21 protein-coding genes are annotated in these 21829 nt (G+C 44.4%); 15 read left to right on the top strand and 6 right to left on the bottom strand.

The genetic code is table 11. The features are described from left to right. Positions 1 to 87: 87 nt before the first annotated feature. Positions 88 to 468: an HYC_CC_PP family protein gene (locus IAQ59_RS10275; RefSeq protein ID WP_209330717.1), complete on the bottom strand. Its 381-nt coding sequence runs from the start codon at positions 466 to 468 to the stop codon at positions 88 to 90. A 100-nt stretch (positions 469 to 568) separates the two neighbouring features. After that, on the bottom strand, positions 569 to 1477 hold the full coding sequence (locus IAQ59_RS10270; RefSeq protein ID WP_209330716.1) for a LysR family transcriptional regulator: 909 nt from the start codon (positions 1475 to 1477) through the stop codon (positions 569 to 571). Between the two features lie 82 nt (positions 1478 to 1559). Between IAQ59_RS10270 and IAQ59_RS10265 the strand changes: the two genes are divergently transcribed. The 3 genes from IAQ59_RS10265 to IAQ59_RS10255 are packed head-to-tail and all read left to right on the top strand — an operon-like array spanning position 1560 to position 3603. Continuing rightward, positions 1560 to 2069 carry a hypothetical protein gene (locus IAQ59_RS10265; protein ID WP_209330715.1) on the top strand — a complete coding sequence of 170 codons (510 nt, stop codon included), beginning with the start codon at positions 1560 to 1562 and terminating at the stop codon, positions 2067 to 2069. Beyond that, positions 2066 to 3028: a sodium-dependent bicarbonate transport family permease gene (locus IAQ59_RS10260; RefSeq protein ID WP_209330714.1), complete on the top strand. Its 963-nt coding sequence runs from the start codon at positions 2066 to 2068 to the stop codon at positions 3026 to 3028. The genes IAQ59_RS10265 and IAQ59_RS10260 overlap by 4 nt, the downstream gene beginning before the upstream one ends. Before the next feature lie 41 nt (positions 3029 to 3069). Beyond that, positions 3070 to 3603, top strand: a complete 534-nt coding sequence (locus tag IAQ59_RS10255) for a hypothetical protein (protein WP_209330713.1) — start codon at positions 3070 to 3072, stop codon at positions 3601 to 3603. A 7-nt stretch (positions 3604 to 3610) separates the two neighbouring features. On the opposite strand, the gene IAQ59_RS10250 is transcribed toward IAQ59_RS10255, so the two are convergent. Further along, positions 3611 to 4468, bottom strand: coding sequence for an SDR family oxidoreductase (locus IAQ59_RS10250; protein WP_209330712.1), 858 nt, complete (start codon positions 4466 to 4468; stop codon positions 3611 to 3613). Between the two features lie 266 nt (positions 4469 to 4734). On the opposite strand from IAQ59_RS10250, the gene IAQ59_RS10245 reads away from it, so the two are divergent. Then, complete coding sequence (locus IAQ59_RS10245; RefSeq protein ID WP_209330711.1) at positions 4735 to 5556, top strand: hypothetical protein; 822 nt, start codon at positions 4735 to 4737, stop codon at positions 5554 to 5556. A gap of 86 nt (positions 5557 to 5642) precedes the next feature. Here the strand turns inward: IAQ59_RS10245 and ahcY are convergent, their stop codons facing one another. Then, a complete protein-coding gene (gene ahcY / locus IAQ59_RS10240) occupies positions 5643 to 6962 on the bottom strand; it encodes an adenosylhomocysteinase (protein WP_209330710.1) in 1320 nt (439 codons plus the stop codon). A gap of 74 nt (positions 6963 to 7036) precedes the next feature. Further along, on the bottom strand, positions 7037 to 7795 hold the full coding sequence (locus IAQ59_RS10235; RefSeq protein ID WP_209330709.1) for a biotin--[acetyl-CoA-carboxylase] ligase: 759 nt from the start codon (positions 7793 to 7795) through the stop codon (positions 7037 to 7039). A gap of 94 nt (positions 7796 to 7889) precedes the next feature. Here IAQ59_RS10235 and rsfS point away from each other — a divergent pair, with 94 nt between their 5' ends. From rsfS to IAQ59_RS10210, 5 genes are all read left to right on the top strand, one after another. Continuing rightward, positions 7890 to 8237 (top strand): ribosome silencing factor, encoded by a 348-nt coding sequence (gene rsfS, locus IAQ59_RS10230; protein ID WP_209330708.1) that lies wholly within the window; start codon positions 7890 to 7892, stop codon positions 8235 to 8237. A 64-nt stretch (positions 8238 to 8301) separates the two neighbouring features. Then, complete coding sequence (gene ftsH, locus IAQ59_RS10225) at positions 8302 to 10383, top strand: ATP-dependent zinc metalloprotease FtsH (RefSeq protein WP_209330707.1); 2082 nt, start codon at positions 8302 to 8304, stop codon at positions 10381 to 10383. Positions 10384 to 10488: 105 nt separating this feature from the next. Further along, complete coding sequence (locus IAQ59_RS10220) at positions 10489 to 11259, top strand: UDP-2,3-diacylglucosamine diphosphatase (protein WP_209330706.1); 771 nt, start codon at positions 10489 to 10491, stop codon at positions 11257 to 11259. Between the two features lie 92 nt (positions 11260 to 11351). Further along, the gene (locus tag IAQ59_RS10215; RefSeq protein ID WP_209330705.1) at positions 11352 to 12158 is read left to right on the top strand and encodes a hypothetical protein; all 807 of its coding nucleotides are present in this window, start codon (positions 11352 to 11354) and stop codon (positions 12156 to 12158) included. Between the two features lie 157 nt (positions 12159 to 12315). After that, positions 12316 to 12747, top strand: a complete 432-nt coding sequence (locus tag IAQ59_RS10210; RefSeq protein WP_245189535.1) for a hypothetical protein — start codon at positions 12316 to 12318, stop codon at positions 12745 to 12747. Between the two features lie 57 nt (positions 12748 to 12804). Here IAQ59_RS10210 and IAQ59_RS10205 read toward each other — a convergent pair whose 3' ends face one another. After that, positions 12805 to 13233 (bottom strand): FKBP-type peptidyl-prolyl cis-trans isomerase, encoded by a 429-nt coding sequence (locus IAQ59_RS10205; protein WP_209330704.1) that lies wholly within the window; start codon positions 13231 to 13233, stop codon positions 12805 to 12807. 206 nt (positions 13234 to 13439) lie between these two features. Here IAQ59_RS10205 and IAQ59_RS10200 point away from each other — a divergent pair, with 206 nt between their 5' ends. The 6 genes from IAQ59_RS10200 to IAQ59_RS10175 all read left to right on the top strand — a co-directional run bounded on the left by IAQ59_RS10200 (position 13440) and on the right by IAQ59_RS10175 (position 21742). Then, positions 13440 to 14822 (top strand): sigma-54-dependent transcriptional regulator, encoded by a 1383-nt coding sequence (locus IAQ59_RS10200; RefSeq protein ID WP_209330703.1) that lies wholly within the window; start codon positions 13440 to 13442, stop codon positions 14820 to 14822. After that, positions 14812 to 16155, top strand: a complete 1344-nt coding sequence (locus IAQ59_RS10195; protein WP_209330702.1) for a sensor histidine kinase — start codon at positions 14812 to 14814, stop codon at positions 16153 to 16155. The genes IAQ59_RS10200 and IAQ59_RS10195 overlap by 11 nt, the downstream gene beginning before the upstream one ends. Before the next feature lie 134 nt (positions 16156 to 16289). Next, positions 16290 to 17108, top strand: coding sequence for a UDP-2,3-diacylglucosamine diphosphatase (locus tag IAQ59_RS10190; protein ID WP_209330701.1), 819 nt, complete (start codon positions 16290 to 16292; stop codon positions 17106 to 17108). After that, complete coding sequence (locus IAQ59_RS10185) at positions 17109 to 18227, top strand: glycosyltransferase family protein (protein WP_209330700.1); 1119 nt, start codon at positions 17109 to 17111, stop codon at positions 18225 to 18227. Between the two features lie 253 nt (positions 18228 to 18480). Continuing rightward, the gene (locus IAQ59_RS10180; RefSeq protein WP_209330699.1) at positions 18481 to 21150 is read left to right on the top strand and encodes an MGH1-like glycoside hydrolase domain-containing protein; all 2670 of its coding nucleotides are present in this window, start codon (positions 18481 to 18483) and stop codon (positions 21148 to 21150) included. Continuing rightward, positions 21125 to 21742, top strand: a complete 618-nt coding sequence (locus tag IAQ59_RS10175) for a ribonuclease HII (RefSeq protein WP_209330698.1) — start codon at positions 21125 to 21127, stop codon at positions 21740 to 21742. Before IAQ59_RS10180 ends, IAQ59_RS10175 begins: the two co-directional genes overlap by 26 nt. Positions 21743 to 21829 lie beyond the last annotated feature (87 nt).

Below are 21829 nucleotides of genomic sequence, written 5' to 3'. Positions count from 1 at the left end.
TCACCCGCAAAAGATTCTACCTAAGATCCTTTATCAATACAGGATTCTTTGTGCCCTCTGCCTTGCTTTTCCCTTACTGAGAAGGAATCAAATCCGGAATACCTGGCAAAAAATTATTATGGGAATGTTATGAAACTTCGGGGGAGAAGAATCGGTAAATCCAAGCTTCCCGTCGGCTTGGAAAATGATATCGGAGTAATTGAAATTGACAGGATAGTGCGGAAAACCCGCAGACGTGGAGTGAAAATCCAGAAAGTCAGCAATCTGTTGGTCGGTATTGGGAAGCTCTAGGTCAGAAACATCGTCGCAACAGCCTGGCATAGGATCTGCTGTTTCACAGCAGGTTTCAGCTTGCGCATAGAGATTGATCCGTTCAAATTTATCTTCGCAAAAATGCAGGGAATAACTCATCCCTGCGTTGAAAAACACATAGCAAAAAAGGAGCCCTATTTTTATACCCGACTTCAACGTTTTTTTTTACGAAATAAAACTACAAAGGTTCTAATGGTTAAAAGTACAGAATTTTTGATTTAATTCATAAACCGCTTGTCCTATGCTTGATCCCAGATTATCGAAAATGTTGATCGATGATCAGTTTCTTTTCCCTTTCCACATAGGCCAAAAAGGCCTCGGCAGCAGGAGAGAGGCGTTTGCTTTTCAAGTAAATGAGGTTCCAATAAGTTTGGATTGGCAGGCCCTCGACCTGAATAATCCGAAGCTCACCCAGTTTGAGCTCATTTTTGATCCCGATAATAGGCATTATGGAACATCCAAGTCCTGCGATGACAGCCTGCTTAACGGCCTCATTGGAAGTCAGCACGAGTGTTTTCCGAACGGGTATTTTCATTCTATTTAAAAAATCCTCCATGGTAATGCGTGTACCGGAACCCTGTTCGCGATAGATAAGCGTCAACTGTTGAAAGAGCTCTATTCCCAAACCGTCGGCCTCCGAGGCGAACTCCTTACCCGATACCAGATACAGTTTATTTTCCATGAGCGGAACCGCCTGAACAGGAAGCTTATCGGGCAAAATAGACACCAAGGCGAAGTCTATTTCATTTTCCGCCAAGCTGTTTAGAACCTGTGCCTTGTTGGTAACATCGAGTTTAAGTTCGACTTGAGGATTTTGCTGAAGAAACCCCGATAGAAAATAAGGGATCACATACTTTCCGGTGGAAACAGATGCTATCTTTAATCTTCCAGAAAGCTGCCCTTTGTAGGCTGCCAATTTATAGTTTATCGCATTGACTTGATCGATGATCGCTTGGGCGGCAACCGCAATCTCTTGACCGAAATCAGTGACATATAATTGGCGTCCAACCACCTCGGTGAGTGGAATATCGAACTGATCCTGAAAGTTTTTTAGCTGAATGGACACTGCCGGTTGCGTCAAGTAGAGCTCCTCCGCTGCCTTGGTAATACTCTTGGTTTCAGACACTTTCAAAAAAACTTGAAGCTGATGCAGGGTGAAGTTCATATTTTTTTATACTTATTATTAAAAACATAAATAAAAATAAATGAAATCAATTTTCAAAATTTGTAAAAAATAAAACTCGAAAATGAACAGGATACTAAATCTCATCTGCCCGACTAGTCATCTGGAACATTTTATCACCAAAAAGACCTACCATGAAAATGTAGTCAACTACTACGTAACTTCTCTGGGTCTAGGCCTCCACCTTCACAAACAGGATCAGGCTGAACAACTTAGGACAACGCTGGAGCGGTTGAATATAGAAGAAATCCGGTTGTTTCAGGATGTCAATTGTCCTTTCATCCAAAATGTAATTGATCGCTCGAGGCCTTGCGAATTTTTCATCGATCAGGTACTAGAGGAAATTTATTCCCAAGAGGTTTCGTATACCGATTTTGAAAAGGCGGACTATCAAAACAAGGCCAAAAAAATTGCTGAACGAAATCTAATTAGACAAATGGAAACCTTGCAGCAGCATACGACATTGTCCTCCTATATTGAACAGCGTAATATGGCATTAAAAGGACTTATCGTAAACAAAGCTGAAAACGCCGTGGTGAAGGAAATTGAGTATTCCCCAAGGTATTTAGCATGAACCTAGACCTTTTAGCAGATAATTTAACGAACCCAGCCTTTCTATTTTTTGCGCTGGGTTTGTTGTCTGTTCAGTTAAAGAGTGATCTAACTATCCCCCAAAATTCCAGCAAATTCATCTCCCTCTACCTCCTATTTTCGATTGGTTTTAAAGGGGGGCAAGAACTTGCGCACAGTGAATTTAGTATGGAGATTGTATGGGGAATACTTTTCGGTTTGTTCATTGCGGGCGTCATACCCATTTTTGCATTTTACATGCTGCGTCGAAAGCTCGGTGTCGAAAACTCCGGTGCGATAGCGGCAGCCTACGGGTCAGTCAGTGCAGTTACCTTCGTGACAGCGGTAAGTTACCTGGAGATCTTGGAGGTACACTTTAGCGGATACATGGTGGCGGTAATGGCCTTTATGGAGGCCCCTGCGATCATCGTGGGGGTTTTATTGGTGCGACTATTTTCCCCATTGCCCTCGCAGAGTGTTGGAATGAAAGACACTATAAAACATGCACTGACAAACGGCAGCGTGATTTTGATATTGGGTAGCCTGGTGATAGGCAGTTTGGCAAGTGATGCGCAGGCGGAAGGGATCAAACCGTTTACGACCGATATTTTCAAGGGATTCCTAGCCATATTCTTATTGGACATGGGAATCAGCAGTGGTAAAAAAATAAAGGACTTCTTGACCACCGGATGGACCACCACATCTTTTGCTATTCTAATGCCGCTCTTCAACGGATTATGGGTTTCGTGGTTAAGTCAATATATCTCCACAGAACCCGGTGACAGGTTCATGTTTGCCATCTTGGCTGCGAGTGCTTCTTACATTGCTGTCCCGGCAGCGATGAAGATTGCTGTCCCAAAGGCAAATCCAGGTATCTTCCTACCGATGGCCTTGGCGATCACCTTTCCGCTAAACATCACCATCGGGCTTCCATTGTACTACTGGGCGGTAACAACGTTTTGAAAAAGCAGCAAAACCCGCTATTTTTGTCCAAAACACCACGTATGCGTAGTCTACTTTTTTCATTATTATTGCCTGTATGCATGGTCTGCGGTCCCTCAGTTTACAGTCAGACGGCAGAAGAGATACGAACAGCAGCCCAAATTTATGCGTATGCGCAGGTAAATTCCGATTTGGATATGCTACTGGATATGACCTATCCTGAACTAGTGCAAAAGGCCGGCGGCCCTCTAAAAATGAAAAATATGCTCGCCGCTTTGCGGGAATCCGAAACTGAAAAAGGTCATTACCTGCAGGATATCACCATTAAGGGCCCGATAGAAGCCGTAGAGGTGGGCAATGAAACCCATGCAATAGTCCCCATTATCTCGACAGTAAGCGTACCGGAGGGACTTATTACGATCGAATCATCGCTGATTGCAGTGGGAACGGAAAATCGCGACAACTGGTATTTCATTGAAACAACTGCATTGGATCAAAGGAACATTCAAAAAGTACTCCGCAATTGGGACAATTCGCTGATACTGCCCCCCAAGCGGCCAGCGGTATTCAAGGATACGAATAAACTATTGGAATAAAGGCCCCTTACTTTTTCCTTTTTGGGTTCAGCTGATCCCATGTTTCTTGGGGCACCGCATCAAAACCATTGAATTCCCCCGCTCCCTTAATCCATTCCCCTCCATCGATGGTGATAACTTCACCGTTAATGAATGCCGAAAAATCAGAAACCAAATAAGCCGCCAGATTTGCCAATTCCTGATGTTCACCGACACGCCCTAGAGGAACCTTCTTTGCAGGATCAAATTCCTCGACCAATTTTCCCGGCAGTAACCTCGACCAAGCACCCTCGGTCGGAAAAGGACCAGGAGCAATCGCATTGGATCGAATGTTGTACTTAGCCCACTCTACTGCGAGAGATCGAGTAATCGCCAGGACACCTGCCTTAGCCGCAGCACTCGGAACCACATAACCGGAACCCGTGAATGCGTATGTGGTCACCATATTCAAAAAGCTTCCGGGCAACCTATTTGCAATCCAATATTTCCCGGCGGTAAGGGTCATATTTACCGTACCCATCAGCACAATATCCACGATTACACGAAAAGCTCTCGAAGACAATCGCTCTGTAGGACTGATGAAATTGGCAGCTGCATTATTCAGTACGGCATCGACCTTTCCCATCCTATCAATGGCTGTTTGAAACATTTGATCCACCTCGGCAGCGTTACTGATGTCGCAGGCCAAGGGAATAACCTCCCCTCCATGCTGTTCCATCAGGTCAACTGCCGATGCTTCCAACACCTCCAGTTTTCTACTGGCAATTATCACCTTAGCGCCCAAATCCAAAAAATAACCCGCCATCGATTTACCTAACCCGGTGCCTCCTCCGGTAACCAAAATTACCTTGCCGCTCAAGGCATCGGCACGTAGCATTCCATTCATATCGTTAGTCCTCATTTTCAGGGCTTCGCAAAAGCAAAAACACCTTTATCCCTATTTCAATAATTTTTTATCCTCAAGATACGTTAATTTTGTGAATAAGCGTAAACCATGCGGGATTCTTTCTTGGAGGCGAATGGAGTAACGGGAAGGGACACACGTGATACACCGCTATTAGTTTGAAATAGGAGCGAGGATTTCGCCTATTTCGTAAGATCTCCCCTATTTATTAGAATCCTTTGAGACCGCTTAATACCAATCATAATCATATGACTAAAAAGATCGAAAGGCACCTAATTATTCTATTGGCTGCTTTGGGAGTGGGTTGCAACAGCGACGAAGGGATCAGGCTACAAACCGACCAATCGTTTGAGGGAGAGGAAATGTACATGGTTTCCAAAATCTTGGACGAGCACCTCCCCTTCATAATTCAGCGCCCAACCTTTTTCCTCCAGCAAGATCCCGACCTACACCTGCCAGATTGTCCGACTATTTCTGTAGATGAACAAACCGGGGATATAGCGTTAATATTTGAAGAAAATGCCTGCGAAACCACCTCCAACAACCGCATAGGCAACGTTTTAATTCGTTATTCAAACGTCCCGCTGACCACGGGAGACTCTGTCATTGTTTCGTTTGAAAATTACCGATTTGAAAATCATCAAGTGCTTGGAACTAGAATATTGCGGCTGGTGGGACTGAACCGTGAAAGACGTGTCTTCGAGGAGTCAAGCGAGGACCTGTTAATCGTGACCCCAAAAAACCACAGCACAAGAGTGGCGGCAAATTTCACCTTTGAAATCATTGAATCCGAAGGGACTATAGCGCGAGTGAGAAGCCATGGCACTGCAAGTGGTCGAAATAGGGGCGGAATGCCATTTGAGGCTGAAGTTTTGGAAACAAAGGTTTTTGAAAACCCATGTATCAACCGGCCACTTTTAAGGCCCGTATCCGGCGTGGAGGTTTGGGAAATTGAACGGAATCCTGCGTCAAAAATCGTCCACCGGCAGACTTTTCACCATGAAGGTGATTGCGTCACCCACACCTTAATCCGGTTGGACGAAGGTGTGGAAATGAAAAAGACGCCGTGATGATGTCACAGCGTCTCTAAACAGCACTTTTCATGCCTGATATATTCGGTTTTCTGGAAACCTAGTCCGTCAAGAATTGCTCTTTTTTAATACCTGTAATATTCAGGTTTGAAAGGCCCGTTAACAGGTACCCCTATGTACTTAGCCTGATCGGGGGTCAGTTGCTCCAAATCCACTCCCAGCTTGGCAAGATGCAATGCCGCTACCTTCTCATCCAAATGCTTTGGAAGCACATACACGCCGGGTGCATATTGGTCGGAGTTTGCCCACAGCTCTATCTGTGCCAAGGTCTGATTGGTGAAAGAGTTTGACATTACAAATGACGGATGGCCTGTAGCACATCCAAGATTTACCAATCGCCCTTCTGCCAATACGATGATATCCTTTCCATCCAAGTGATAAAGGTCCACTTGCGGCTTGATTACATCCTTGGTATGTCCATAGTTTTTGTTGAGCCAAGCCATATCGATTTCATTGTCAAAATGTCCAATGTTACACACGATGGCCTTGTCCTTCATGGTTCTAAAATGAGACTCCCGAATGATATCTTTGTTCCCTGTGGCAGTCACGATAATATCCGCCTCTTTGACCGCATCAGCCATCTTCTTCACCGCATATCCATCCATAGCTGCCTGTAGGGCACATATGGGATCTATTTCGGTGACGATCACTCTTGCTCCGGCTCCCCGTAGAGAAGCAGCAGACCCTTTACCCACATCACCATAACCAGCTACGACAGCCACTTTTCCGGCCATCATCACGTCTGTTGCCCGACGGATTGCATCTACCAGAGACTCCTTACATCCATATTTATTGTCAAACTTGGATTTAGTGACTGAATCGTTGACATTTATGGCGGGCAATCCTAAAGAACCATTCTTCATCCGCTCATATAAACGAAGCACCCCAGTGGTCGTCTCCTCTGACAGTCCTCGTATTCCATCTACCAATTCCGGGTATTGATCAAACACCATATTGGTAAGGTCCCCTCCATCGTCCAATATCATGTTGAGAGGCTTTCGATCCGCTCCAAAGAAAAGCGTTTGTTCGATGCACCAGTTAAACTCCTCTTCGGTCATTCCTTTCCACGCATATACACTTACCCCCGCAGCAGCAATAGCTGCGGCAGCATGATCCTGTGTAGAGAATATATTACAAGAAGACCAAGTTACTTCCGCTCCCAGCGCAATCAGCGTCTCTATTAATACCGCAGTCTGTATTGTCATGTGCAAACAACCGGCAATCCGAGCGCCTTTGAGCGGCTGCGAGGGACCAAACTCCTCTCTCAGGGCCATCAATCCGGGCATTTCGCTTTCCGCAAGTCGAATTTCTTTTCGGCCATACTCGGCTAGCGAAATGTCCTTTACTTTATAAGGGGTAAATTTTTCTACTTTAATATCTGCCATTTGACTACTTATTGATTTTTCCATTATTGTGCCCACAAAATTAACCATTTGACTGGCAAAAGAAAATATTGTGATCAAACGAATCTGATTGATTTGAAAGAATAACGATGGGTTTCTCCGTTTTGTTTTTGCAAAATCAGCTTCCCATCCGCTTCTACACCCACTATTTTCCCTTCAAACTGATCTCCATCATCATACATGGCCCACTGCTGAAATCGATATAGGTGGGCCAAATAGTCCTGAATCAACCCCCTTGCCCCCTTGTACTTCAATGCCATATAGGACCTTTCGATCGATTCCAGCAGTTGTTCAAGCAAGGGTTTCAAATCGATATCCCGTGCTGCGAGCAGACTGAGAGAAGTGGCCCCCGGAAATGGAAACTGTAGCTGATTCACATTAATCCCAAGACCGACCACACTGTAAAGGACTTGCTGACCGCTTATTGAATTTTCTATCAGCATGCCGCCTATTTTGCCTTCCTTAGGGTCTAGAAAATCGTTAGGCCATTTGATCGAAATCGAATGGACAAACCGCTTCAAAACCTGATGTACCGCAAGCGAAACAGCGATGTTGAGCCGGAAGATGTCGGAAACATCGAAGGACTCGTGCTTCAAAATAACGGAAAATGTTAGGTTTTTATTGGGTTCAGTAAACCACCTGTTGCCTCTCTGACCCTTTCCTTTAAGCTGATTTGGTGTCCAAATGAGCATTCCATGGGTGGCCCTCTCGCAGCGCACTAAATCCATCGCAAAATCATTGGTAGAGTGACACTCTGTCAGGTATACGACATCTTTACCTAAAAATTGGGTATTGGCAAGGATTTTATACATCATTAATTAGTAATTTAACGCCGTTATCAAGATATTTAAAAGTGGAATACACATAGCGCAAGATCGGCAGAATGGAAAACAAATCTAAGCATAAAATATGACGGCAGAGGAGCTGAGTAGAGTGATAATTAAAGGGATGGAGGAAAAAAAGGCCTCCAAAATCGTTTTGATGGATTTACGTAACATTAACCAGTCAATGACAGATTTTTTTGTAATCTGCTCAGGAAGCTCAAACACCCAAGTAGATGCCATTTCCCAGTCAATAGAAGAAGAAGTGATCAAAGTCCACAAAGAACGACCTTGGCGCAGCGAAGGCAAATCCAACGGACAGTGGGTTTTAATGGATTATGTAAATGTAGTGGTCCATATTTTCTTGGAGGACGTCAGAAGTTTTTATCGATTGGAGGACTTGTGGGGAGATGCAAAAGTTACGGCAATAAACTAGCGGAATTGAACTTTCGGTTTTTAATTTCGTTTTAGAAAAAAATTAGGCTATTAATATAAGGAAAATGAGCGATAGTAATAAAACAAAAAAATTTATTCCAAAACCTCCGCAAAAGCCCAATTTTCAGCTTTGGCTGATCATTACGGCAGTCATCGTGCTGATCGGGGTAACTTGGTTTAACCAGAACACTGCCGTGATCGAAATCACCATGAAACGATTTGAAGACATGGTGCTGGCAAACGATGTAAAGAAGGTAGTGGTGGTATACAACCAAAATTATGTAGAGGTAACCCTCAAAGAAGATGCCCTTACAAATCAACGGTACCGCGACGAACTGGAGGCGCAGAACCGTTTCTACAATGCTACAGGACCCCACTATAAAATTAATATTGCCGATGTAGCCAACTTCATAGACACCTATACGGATTTGGAAAGCAAGCTTCCCGAGGATCAACGTGTAGGATACACTGCAAAAAAGGAGGAAAGCTGGGGGAATTGGATATCTTCGTTTGGATTCCTTATCCTTATTTTCTTTTTGTTTTGGATGATGATGCGGAGAATGTCCGGCCCAAGCGGGCCCGGGGGTCAGATCTTCAATGTGGGCAAATCCAAGGCGCAGTTGTTTGACGCCGAAAACAAAGTAAAGATTACCTTTGACAATGTGGCAGGTCTTGACGAGGCCAAAGAGGAAGTAGAGGAAATAGTAGAATTCTTAAAAAATCCGTCAAAGTTCACCAAACTTGGTGGAAAAATTCCGAAAGGAGCACTCTTGATTGGCCCTCCAGGCACGGGAAAGACGCTTCTTGCCAAAGCGGTGGCGGGAGAAGCGGGAGTCCCATTCTTTACGCTTTCTGGATCTGATTTCGTGGAAATGTTTGTTGGGGTTGGTGCTGCGAGGGTACGGGATCTTTTCAAACAAGCCAAGGAGAAAGCCCCTTGTATCATATTTATAGACGAGATCGATGCCATCGGACGTTCAAGAGGCAAAGGCCAAATGCCCGGATCAAACGACGAACGGGAAAACACGTTAAACTCCTTGTTGGTGGAAATGGATGGCTTTGGTACGGATTCGGGCGTGATCGTGCTAGCTGCTACCAACCGACCGGATGTGTTGGATTCCGCCCTGCTTAGAGCGGGCAGATTTGACCGGCAGATCAGCATAGACAAGCCGGACATCGTGGGTAGGGAGGCCATTTTCAAGGTTCACCTAGGCCCTATCAAAACAGCGGATGACGTAGAGCCGAAGAAATTGGCCGCGCAAACCCCTGGCTTTGCAGGTGCTGAAATCGCCAATGTCTGCAATGAAGCAGCGCTGATTGCGGCTAGAAGAAACAAATCTGCTGTAGACATGCAGGATTTTCAGGATGCAGTGGACCGGGTGATTGGTGGGCTTGAGAAAAAGAACAAAATCATCTCTCCGGAAGAAAAAATGATCGTTGCCTACCACGAAGCTGGCCACGCGGTAGCAGGCTGGTTCCTAGAGCATGCCGACCCCTTGGTTAAGGTTAGCATCGTGCCACGGGGTATTGCTGCCTTGGGATATGCACAGTACCTACCCAAAGAGCAGTTCCTTTACCAAACAGAGCAACTCATTGACGAAATGTGTATGGCTCTCGGTGGTAGGGCCGCGGAAGAAATCGTATTTGGAAAAATTTCGACCGGTGCCCTAAGTGACCTAGAGCGGATCACCAAAATGGCCTATTCCATCGTATCCATTTATGGGATGAACGAGAAAATAGGGAATGTTTCATTCTATGACAGCAAAGGGAGCGAATACAAATTTGACAAACCGTATTCAGAAGCAACCGCCCAAACCATCGATGAAGAGGTAAGAAAACTAATCAATTTCGCATACGACCGCACCAAAACGCTACTCTCCGAAAGAAAGGTTGAATTGGAGAAACTAGCCAAAAAGCTGTTGGAGAAGGAGATTTTATTTCAATCCGACTTAGAGGCAATTATTGGAAAAAGGCCGTTTGATAAAGAAACCACGTACGAAAAATTTACCAAATCGGTGGTTGAAACGCAATCTACTGATCCTGCATCTGCTGCTAATCCTGCGTCAGATAATGTCGAGGCATCCGTGGAGACCAATAGTTCCGGAGAGGACATCAAGGCGGATGCCGTTGAAAACAAGGAGAACTAATCAAATAACAAGGGAAGCAAAAGCTTCCCTTGTTTCATTTTGGGCGAAAACTTCGGATTCCAAACTGAAAAATTTTTAATTTTGAGCGGTTCGTTTCCCTATTTTATGAAAATAACGCTTAAGGACAATCAAAGAATATTTTTCGCTTCGGATTTTCACCTTGGCACCCCCGACGCTTCTAGCTCTTTGGAAAGGGAAAAAAAAATCATACAATGGCTTGGCGCTATTCAAGACGAGGCAGCAGCTGTCTTCTTGGTGGGAGATTTATTCGACTTTTGGTTCGAATACAAAACAGTTATTCCCAAAGGGCATATGCGCTTTCTCGCTAAAATCACGCAGATGAGAGAGCAAGGAATCCCGATATTTTTCTTCACTGGGAATCACGACCTTTGGATGAAAGATTATTTCACCGATGAACTGGACATCCCCGTATTTCACAATCCCATATCGATTGAGGTTAATCAAAAGAAGTTGCTGATTGGCCATGGGGATGGTCTTGGCCCCGGAGATTACAAGTATAAGGTATTGAAAAAGCTCTTTACCAACACGGCATGTCAATGGCTTTTCAGGTGGTTGCATCCGGACATTGGCATCAAAATAGCACTCCTTTGGTCAAAAAACAGTCGGCTAAGCAACATGCAAAAAGGAGAGGATGACTTCAAAGGTAAAGAGAAAGAATGGCTTTACCTCTACTGCGAAGAAATGGAAAAGAAGATGCACTTCGACTATTACATATTCGGACACAGGCATCTGCCACTAAGGATCCCTGTGGGAAGTTCCTCCATGTACTACAACTTGGGTGAATGGGTGAGTCAATGCCACTACGGTATATTCAATGGTCAGAATTTCGAATTAAAGCAATTCAAACCCGTCTAGGTCTCACGGGAATCAATCCCCATGCAAGCCAATAATTTTGCTTTTTTCCCATCAATTTCTCCCCTATCACTAAATCGCACCAATCCATGAAAATGCAAGTCATAGTTTTATTATGCTACTTAGCCTTCGGAAAGGTTTCGGCACAGTCGACCGACTGGGAACTGATGGCCACGATTTATCCGGGAGTGATTGACCACCTTTCCACCGATCGAAGCAACCACCTCTTCGTCACCGATCGGGAAGGGAACGTCCGACAGTATAACGCAGCTGGAGACTCCCTTAACCTTTACTCTCCGGCAATTCGCTCCAAACTAACCAATCTTGAAACAAACTGGACAGTAAACCTTCTTCTCTTCTCGGCAGACTTACAACAAATAGCGCTTTTGGATCGCTTTCTACGACCTATTACTACGGTGTCCATCCAAGACCATGACCTTGGGGTGGTGAGGCAGGCGACGCTTGGCAATTCGAACACCATTTGGATGGTGGATGAAACCCGACTAAGGTTGATAAAATGGGATTATCGGCGGCAGGAAATCCTACAAGAACAACCATTTTCACTTATCCTAGAAAACGAAAATCACCGCATTGTAAACATTGCAGAACGAAAAAATCTACTATTAATGCATTCTCAAGGCAAGGGGATCCTCCTATTTGACAATCAAGGAAACCTGATTACCCGATTACCGGATATTCCGGACTCTGACCTACATTTTACAGAGGAGTTCGTCTACTACGTGGATGGATCTACCGCCTATCGCCGGTCTTACACCCGCAAAGAAGCCGATGCCCTTGAACTCCCAACAACCACTTATCAAAAAATTGCCGTTTCATCTTCCCGGGTTTTTCTCGCCACGGAATCCAGCGTGGACATCTTTAAAAAGCCACCCAGCTGGTAATAGACTGCCTATCAAGTGATAACTCGATATCAAAATTAAATCTCTGTATTTAGAAGTCCATCTCAAAAAAGGAACAACCCGTAGATGTGGTTAAAAAATGTTATTTTATAACTAATTGATCATACAATACGACTAAATTTTTGCAACTTGCGCCGAAATGGCAAAAGCACTCCTGAGATCAGCTTACATATTCGTATTTTTCCTACTAGGGGTGGGTTTACAACCTTTTTCTCTTTCCGAGGTGCTTTCGCAGAGTATCGGAAGAAGATTTGAGACTGAGATATCCTTCCCGAAAGACCTGAGTACTCCCGAAGTAAAGTTCAATTTACAGCTGACCGGAAGCCGGAAATTTAAGATTGTGCTGGACGAAGTCTCAAATGAACTAACCAACGTAAGAGTTTTTGACATACTTGGCAACCTTATTTTGGAAGATAAGATAATGCCCAAAGACGGCCTGCAAAAAAATTACGACTTTTCGGGAACAAACAGTCAACTCTTTGTAGTGGAAGTCGGAAATGCGAAATACAATAAGACCAAAAGCATTTACGCCCATCCTCAAGGGACGAGACTAGAAAAAGTAGGAAACTAAAAAAAAGCCGCAGCATCTGCAACGGCTTTTTCTATTTGTCCCCGAAAAGGCTTAGCATTAGACGATTTCTACCAATTTAATATCAAAAATTAAATCCTCACCGGCCAAGGGGTGGTTAGCGTCCAAGGTTATTTTTTGTTCATCCACATGTACTACTTTTACCGGAGTTGGTTGACCCATTTGATTTTGGATGGACAAATCCATTCCCACTTCGGGTTTGATTTCAGGCGGAACCTGATCCAAAGGCACGTCAAGCATCATGTCTTCACGCTTTTCACCATAGGCTTCTACAGAAGGAATGGTGACCGTTTTATCTTCTCCTAAGGACATGCCATTTACGGCAGCGTCAAAGCCTTTGATCATCCTTCCGTCACCCACTACAAATTCCAGAGGCTCTCTATTTTCCGACGAATCGAATACAGTCCCATCTTTTAATGTTCCCTTATAATGTACTTTAACGGTGTTTCCTTTACTAGCTACTGACATGGAATAATTGTTTGATTAAAGGTTAAAGGTACGCCTTTTTTAAAACGATCAAAAGCCAAGGGCTCCAATATCCGAAAAGTGTTCGCATTCGCTCCAAATTCGTCCGTTTATGAACACATCAACTAGGTAAAACGGCGTAAATTCCTTATTTTGACGGTGTTTTAACAATGGCATCATTTGGGTATGCATACAATCAAAAAAAGATCATGGAAGAAAATAACATCGGTAGCATTTTAATTGTGGATGATAACGAGGATCTGCTTTTTGCGGCAAAGATGCTCATGAAGAAACATGCCAAAGAAGTAACCATCGAAAAGGATCCCCGAAGAATCCCCTTTTTAGTGACTAACTACAGCTACGACGTCATATTATTGGACATGAATTTTACCGAAGACACAACCTCGGGTAAGGAGGGGTTCTTTTGGCTAAAAAAAATCAAAGAAATTGACCCACAGGCGGTGGTGGTATTGATTACTGCATTTGGTGATGTAGAAATGGCCGTTCAGGCATTGAAAGAGGGGGCTACGGATTTTATCCTAAAACCCTGGCAAAATGAAAAACTCATTGCCACGCTGTCAGCCGCGATTAAGCTCAAGGAAAGCTACAAACAGGTGGAAATACTGTCGACTAAGCAAAAGCAACTACAGGCTGATCTTAAGAAGCCTTTTTCTGAGATCATAGGCCATTGCGCTTCGATGAAGAACGTTTTTTCCATCATTGAAAAAGTAGCCAAAACAGATGCCAATGTGCTGATTTTGGGGGAGAATGGCACAGGAAAAGAGTTGATAGCCCGCGCGATACACGATCGCTCCCACCGTGCCAACGAAATATTCGTAACAGTGGACATGGGTGCTATCACCGAAAGTCTGTTTGAAAGTGAGTTATTTGGGCATAAAAAGGGTGCATTTACAGACGCAAAAGAAGACCGTGCGGGCAGATTTGAGATAGCAGACAAAGGAACCCTCTTCTTGGACGAAATCGGCAACCTAGGTCTACCCCTACAATCTAAACTACTTACGGTACTGCAGAGAAGAGAGGTCACCCGTATTGGCACTAACAAACCCATTCCCGTAGATATCCGATTAATATGCGCAACAAACATGCCGCTGCACGACATGATTCTTGAAAACGATTTCCGTCAGGACCTATTATACCGTATCAATACGGTTGAGATATTCTTGCCCCCTTTGCGGGATAGGAAAGACGACATACCTCTGCTCGCTGAGCACTTTCTAAAAGTGTATACCAACAAATACCGAAAGTCATTTAAAGGGTTTAAGGGAAATGCCCTCCAACTTTTGCAGGGTTATCCTTGGCCGGGTAACATCCGGGAATTACAGCACGCCATCGAACGGGCCATTATCATGGCGGAGGGTGACGAATTGGATGGAAGGGATTTCTTCTTCTTGTCTGCCAAGCCTACATCAGACAAAATCGTTCAAAACAACAGCTTAAACCTTGATGAAGTTGAGAAAAACATGATCCAGAAAGCCATCGACAAAAATGGGGGCAATATATCAAAAGCCGCTAAAGACTTGGGATTGACCAGGGCTTCACTCTATCGAAGACTGGAGAAATATGGACTATAAAATAGGCTTACTTGGGCGCATTGGGGGACTAGCGGCCACCATCTTTGTGCTTTCCTACTTTATCCATAACGATTCCGGTGTCTTTTTGATTTCGTTGGTAATTATTTTGGGCGTTGCCCAAACCATGTATCTGGTTAGATACGGGGAAAGCAGTTTCAAAAAAGTCAGGCTTTTCCTGAACAATATCAAGCAAAGCAACTATGCCACCGTGTACCCCGTAAAATTTGACGGTACGGAAATCGATGACCTCCATATAGAATTTAATGCGATACTAGCAAAATTGAAGGAGGATCAACTGGAAAAAGAGGCCAATTACCATTACTTCCGAACGGTATTTCAGCACCTAAGTATCGGACTGATTACCTTCGAAGAAGACGGCAGCATTCAGATAATGAACACTGCGGCCAAACGCATGCTGAACATACAGCACCTTCACCATATCGAAGAGGTATCGCAGGTAAACAAAGACCTTCACCACGCCATCCATCACCTGAGGACGGGTGGCAGCGAGTTGATAAAGATCGTTCACCCGGATGGCATCATGCAGCTTTCCGTCTATGTGATCGAACTAGTCCTTAGAGACGTAAAATTCAAACTGGTTTCACTCCAAAACATACAGAGCGAACTCGAAGAAAAAGAAATGGAGGCATGGCAAAACCTCGTTCGCGTATTGACTCACGAAATCATGAATTCCATCGCACCAATCTCCTCGCTTGCCGCCACACTGCGCGGGGACTTGGAAAGTAAAACCGGCAAGAATGCCAGCTTATCTGCCGAGGAGTTAGAAGACTGTAGGATGGGCATTGCTACCATAGAGAAACGAAGCGAGGGTTTAATTAACTTCGTGAGCGATTTCCGCAGTCTTGCCCATATACCTACCCCAAAATTTACAGCGATACGGATCGCTGAGTTGTTTGATCGCGTACAATTATTGCTAAAACCCCAATTGGATGCTTGCGGCGTAACCTTGAAAACATCCATCTCTCCAACTGACCTGTTGCTTTTTGCAGATTGCTCGTTGATAGAACAAGTTCTGATCAATCTTACTCAAAATGCCATTCATGCCTTGGAAGAAAGTACTGAAAAAATGATCAAATTGGAGTCATTTCTGGATGAAAACGGAAAAATCATTATAGAGATCACAGATACCGGAAAGGGGATTGAAGAAGATGCGCTAGCCAAAATATTCATTCCGTTCTTCACTACGAAAAAGAAAGGATCCGGTATCGGTTTAAGCCTCTCTAAGCAGATTATGCGGAGGCATAAAGGCAATTTACAGGTACGCTCCACACTGGGAATCGGAACCACCTTTAAGCTGATTTTCAATGCGTAACTACATCTTCATTCTAACTTAACAGAACTGGCAAACTTCTTAAAAGTGCGATATATTATTTGACCTTAATTTAATAATCCCCTCATTTTCATTTGACCTGCCTATGCTACCTTGCTGGCGTAAATTCAGCAAGGATGGAATCATATTACAAAACCATCGTCATTTCAGACGTGCATCTGGGTACAAAAGGATCCAAGGCGAAGGAGGTTGTTCGATTTTTAAAGCAATTCCGATGCGATAACCTGATTTTAAATGGTGACATCATCGATGGATGGCAACTCAAAAAATCTGGGTCTTGGAAACGAAAACATACCCGCGTATTTAATCGGATGCTGCGGATGATGGATAATGACCGAACCAAGATTTTTTACCTAAGAGGCAACCATGACGACTTTCTGGATCAAATTCTCCCGCTACAAATCGGCAATCTTTCCATCCGTAAAGAAATGGTATATGAGAGCCATGGAAAACGCTATTTTGTAGCACATGGAGACATCTTTGACAGCGTTACCACAAATTTCCGCTGGATCGCTTACCTCGGAGATATTGGATACACCTTTCTGCTTTGGCTCAACCGACAGGTAAATCATCAGCGCAGAAAAAGGGGACTTCCCTATTACTCCTTATCCCAATACATCAAATCCAAAGTAAAATCGGCAGTTGCCTATGTGGATGGATACGAGCGGGAGCTTACAAAAATGGCTAAATCCAAAGGCTGCGACGGCATCATCTGTGGTCATATCCACCAGGCCGAGATCAAGATGATAGACGGAATTGCCTACTACAACTCAGGTGATTGGGTAGAATCGTTAAGTGCACTGGCAGAGGATTTTTCGGGAAAATGGCAACTAATCCACTACAACGAAATAGACTTCTCTTCCCGTGACCATGCCATAATTCCGATCAACCGGGCAAATACAGAAGCCCTAACCGCCAACCCCACGGCAATCTAAATGCGTTTTCTGTTCATCATTCAAGGAGAGGGACGTGGTCATATGACCCAGGCCATCGCTCTCTACGACATGCTTCGTCATTCAGAACAAGAAGTGTGTCAGGTAATCATCGGAACTAGCAGGAGACGCGAAGTACCCTGCTATGTAGTAGAAAAGTTCAAGTGTTCGGTAAAGCTAATTGAAAGCCCTAACTTTGTGACCGACCACGCGAAAAAATCGATCAGACTGGGGCAGACCATCTGGAAGAATACGCTCAAATTACCTGTATTTCTGAATAGTTTACAGACATTGGATAGGATAGTCTGCGATTCTCAACCTGATGTGATCATTAACTTTTATGATTTTTTGGCTGGAATATATAACGGCCTTTATAATCCCCGCATGAGATTTGTAAGCATAGGCCACCAGTATCTGGCTGCACACCCTTCCTTCCCATGGGCAAGTGGGAGTCGGTTAAAAAGACTGCTTTTTCAAGCTGCAAACCGAATCACCTCATGGGGTGCCGATCAGCGGATCGCACTTTCCTTTCGTGAATTGCCTTCCATCCACGTGCCTATCGATTTGAAGATATGGCCTCCACTACTTAGGAAACAGGTTTTGGAGGCGTGTCCCTTACCGGGGGATTACTTGCTGGTATACATTGTAAACCCGGGTTACCTGACGGATATTTACCACATGGCAAAGCAGTTCCCAGAACTAAGCATTGAGGTATTTCTGGATCTTTCCGAAACAGCAACTCACAAGGTGCCTTCGTCGAACATCCGGCTTCATGCGTTGGATGACCAAAAATTTATTACCTATATGTCGGGTTGCAGGGGTCTGGTATGTACTGCCGGCTTCGAATCCATCTCAGAAGCCTTGTTTCTGGGCAAACCGGTGATGGTCGTTCCTGTATCCGGACAATACGAACAAGCCTGTAACGCGTTGGATACCAAATTATCAGGCGCAGGTACCTACGCAAATACCTTTGACATTATCCCCTTCATTGAATACCTCGCCTGCAATCAACAAACATCCTCCGAAGAGTTTAAGGATTGGTATGCCAAACAACCTTCCTTATTCCACCATTGGCTTTCGACATTGAGTTTAAAAAAACCAAATCGAAAAAAGGGAGCATAATACGCATGCTATACCAACAGATTGAATATTAAGAGATTAGTAGGTGGTCATTTGATAGATTTATCTTTTTCATTGTTCCTCCCATCATTGCAACAATACGTAATTCCTCCAGAAATAAATAAATCTTAGTTGCCCTGCAATCGGGTAAAGAGTCGCCATTTGTTGGATTTTTTTCATAAGGTGCGTTTATTTTATACCGTAAACTTGGATAAATACCTTAAATTCGCTGATTACAAATGTGCCAATCAACCAAATGATTATAGAAAAAAAACGTTTACTAGAGGATAAAAACCGGGAGAAGCATTGGAAAAAATGGGGCCCTTATCTCGCAGATAGGCAATGGGGAACCGTGCGGGAAGATTACAGTCCGGATGGAGCGGCTTGGGAAAACGTAACGCATGAAGATGCCCGAAGCAAGGCTTACCGCTGGGGAGAAGAAGGAATTGGAGGCATTTCGGACCACAAGCAGAAACTTTGCATCGCCTGGGCATTTTGGAACGGCAAGGATCCCATTATCAAAGAGCGCCTATACGGTCTCACCGGTAATCAAGGCAATCATGGAGAAGACGTGAAGGAACTGTATTATTACTTGGACTCTACGCCCACTCACAGCTACATGAAGATGCTGTATAAATATCCTCAGCAAGCTTTTCCTTACCAAAAACTTTTGGATGAAAACCACCGAAGAGGCAAAAAAGACCTCGAATATGAGCTCATCGATACCGGAGTCTTTGACAACGACGAGTACTTTGACATATTCATCGAATATGGAAAAGAAAGCGAAGATGATATCATAGGAAAGGCAACGGTTTATAACCGGGGTACGGAAGAGGCTGAGATAACGGTGATGCCTACGGTGTGGTTTCGTAAAACTTGGTTCACGGGAGATGAACCTTTTATGCCAAAACTTTCCTTAACACCCAAAAACCGGTTAAAAGCCTTCTCACCTAAAAGCGGAAATTACGTATTTTCCTTCTGCGATAACCCTACCCTACTTTTTTGTGACAACGAAACCAACCGAGAAAAACTATACCACATTGGTAATCAAAAAAAATTCCTGAAAGACGCTATCAACGACTACATTGTCGCGGGTGAAAAGAAGCACATTAACCCCAAAAATACGGGAACCAAGGCAGCAGCCATTTATAAGCTGAAAATCCCAGGAGGAGAAAAAGTGGAAGTGACGTTCCGAATGCAGCGGTCTGAGGAAGAAAACCCGCTGGAGGATGTAGACCAAATACTTCAGGACCGTCAGCGTGATGCAGACGAATTCTATGCAGAACTTCAATCCCGAGTGAAGGATGAGGAGCTTAAAATGATACAGCGACAGGCCTATGCAGGGATGATGTGGACCAAACAGTTCTACTACTACAACGTGGAGCGTTGGCTGGAAGGTGACCCCGGTCGGTACCAGCCTCCGCAAGCGCGGAAAAATGGTAGAAACAGCAACTGGCGCCACCTTCAAAACTACGATATCATCTCCATGCCGGATAAGTGGGAATACCCTTGGTATGCCGCATGGGACTTGGCTTTCCACTGTATCCCCCTCGCAAGATTAGACACGGAATTTGCCAAAGACCAACTTTTGCTGCTGCTAAATGATTGGTATATGCATCCAAATGGCCAAATACCTGCCTATGAATGGAATTTTAACGATGTTAACCCTCCTGTCCATGCCTATGCAGTCCAACGGGTATTTCAAATAGACAAAAAATCCAATAGTGGACAGGGAGATCAAGAATTCCTGGAGAGGGCTTTCCATAAGCTGATGCTTAATTTCACTTGGTGGGTAAACCAAAAAGATGAAAAAGGCAACAATATTTTCGAAGGGGGATTTCTTGGACTGGATAACATCAGCGTATTCGACCGAAGCCACGCGGATAAGTTATTCGCTAAGCTAGAACAAGCGGATGCCACCTCCTGGATGGCCATGTTCTGCCTAAACATGCTGCGTATATCCCTAGATCTCTGTGAATTCAATAGGGTGTATCAATATACTGCAACCAAGTTTTTGGAACACTTTCTCTACATCGCCGGGGCCATGAACAATATCTCGGGTGAAAACATCAGTTTATGGAACGAGGAGGATCAGTTTTTCTACGACGTACTCCATCCCTCGGGGCAGCAAGCTATGGTGATGAAGGTAAAATCCATCGTGGGCATTATACCCCTCTTTGCAGTAGAACCTATTCGCGAAGAGTTATTTGAGAACCTGCCAGAATTTAAAAAAAGACTCGATTTTTTCTTTAAAGAAAAACCCAAGCTGGCTACCCTTGTCTCCAACTGGATACACCCTGGTCACGATCGGCGTCGTCTGTTCTCCCTATTACGCGGTCACCGGATGAAAAGTGTGCTGAAAAAAATGTTGGATGAAAATGAGTTTCTTTCTCCGCATGGCATACGTTCACTTTCGAAATTCCACGAAAAAAACCCGTACTACCTTCAGCTAAATGGCAGTCAGTTCTCGGTAAAATATGCCCCAGGAGAATCCGAAACGACGATGTTTGGCGGCAACTCAAATTGGCGCGGTCCCATTTGGTTTCCAATCAACTACCTTATAATTGAATCGCTGAAGAAATTCGATTTCTATTATGGCGGCAATTTCTCCATCGAGTACCCAACTGGATCGGGAAAATACTTAACCCTCGACTTGATCGCCAAGGAACTGTCCAAACGCAATATTAGTCTGTTTACCAGAGATAAAGATGGTAGGCGCCCCATTTATGGAGACAACGAGAAGATGCAGACCGATCCACATTTTAAGGATCTCATTTTGTTCTACGAATATTTCCATGGCGACAATGGACGCGGATTGGGCGCTTCGCATCAAACGGGCTGGACGGGCTTGGTTGCGGAAATGATTCACAAGACCACCAAAGAAACGCACCTAAACGAGAATGTTACTACCCTATTTAGAAGCTAACCGATCCGAAGCCGGCTGTGATGAAGTGGGCCGGGGATGCCTCTGCGGGCCCGTCGTGGCCGCTGCGGTGATATTTCCGCCCGGATATGCCAACAAGTGGATAAACGACTCCAAAAAAATCAAACGAGCCGATAGGGAGGATTTAGTAGAAGAAATAAAGGAGATGGCCCTAGCTTGGGCAGTAGCAGAGGCAAGCGTAGCAGAAATCGACCAATTTAATATCCTTAATGCCTCCTTTCTGGCCATGGAACGGGCGATCTGTAAACTTTCAATGGTTCCTGATCACCTGTTGATAGACGGGAATCGGTTCAAATCTAGCTTAAGCATACCCTTTGATTGCATCGTAAAAGGAGATGGGAAATTTGTCAGTATCGCTGCGGCCTCCATTTTGGCCAAAGTACACAGAGACCGGTACATGGAACGCTTAGCTGTGGATTTTCCCGCTTATGGCTGGGAAAAAAATGCCGGCTATCCTACTAAAGCCCATCGGGAAGCGATCCGCAAAAATGGCCCCACCCCTTGGCACAGAAAAACTTTCCGATTGCTACCTGAACAACTCACCTTGGAATTAGAAACCACCGGGGGGCGCTGATTTCGGATTCTAGAACAATCCCTCCAATAGGCTGGTTTATTTGAAAAAATCCTAAAGCTTTCACCCCAAAATAATTTTAACCATGTA

The sequence above is a fragment of the Lunatimonas salinarum genome, assembly GCF_017811155.1.
Taxonomy (GTDB): Bacteria; Bacteroidota; Bacteroidia; order Cytophagales; family Cyclobacteriaceae; genus Lunatimonas; species Lunatimonas salinarum.
Note: the sequence above shows the minus strand (reverse complement) of the source record. Positions and strands in the feature narration are given on the sequence as shown.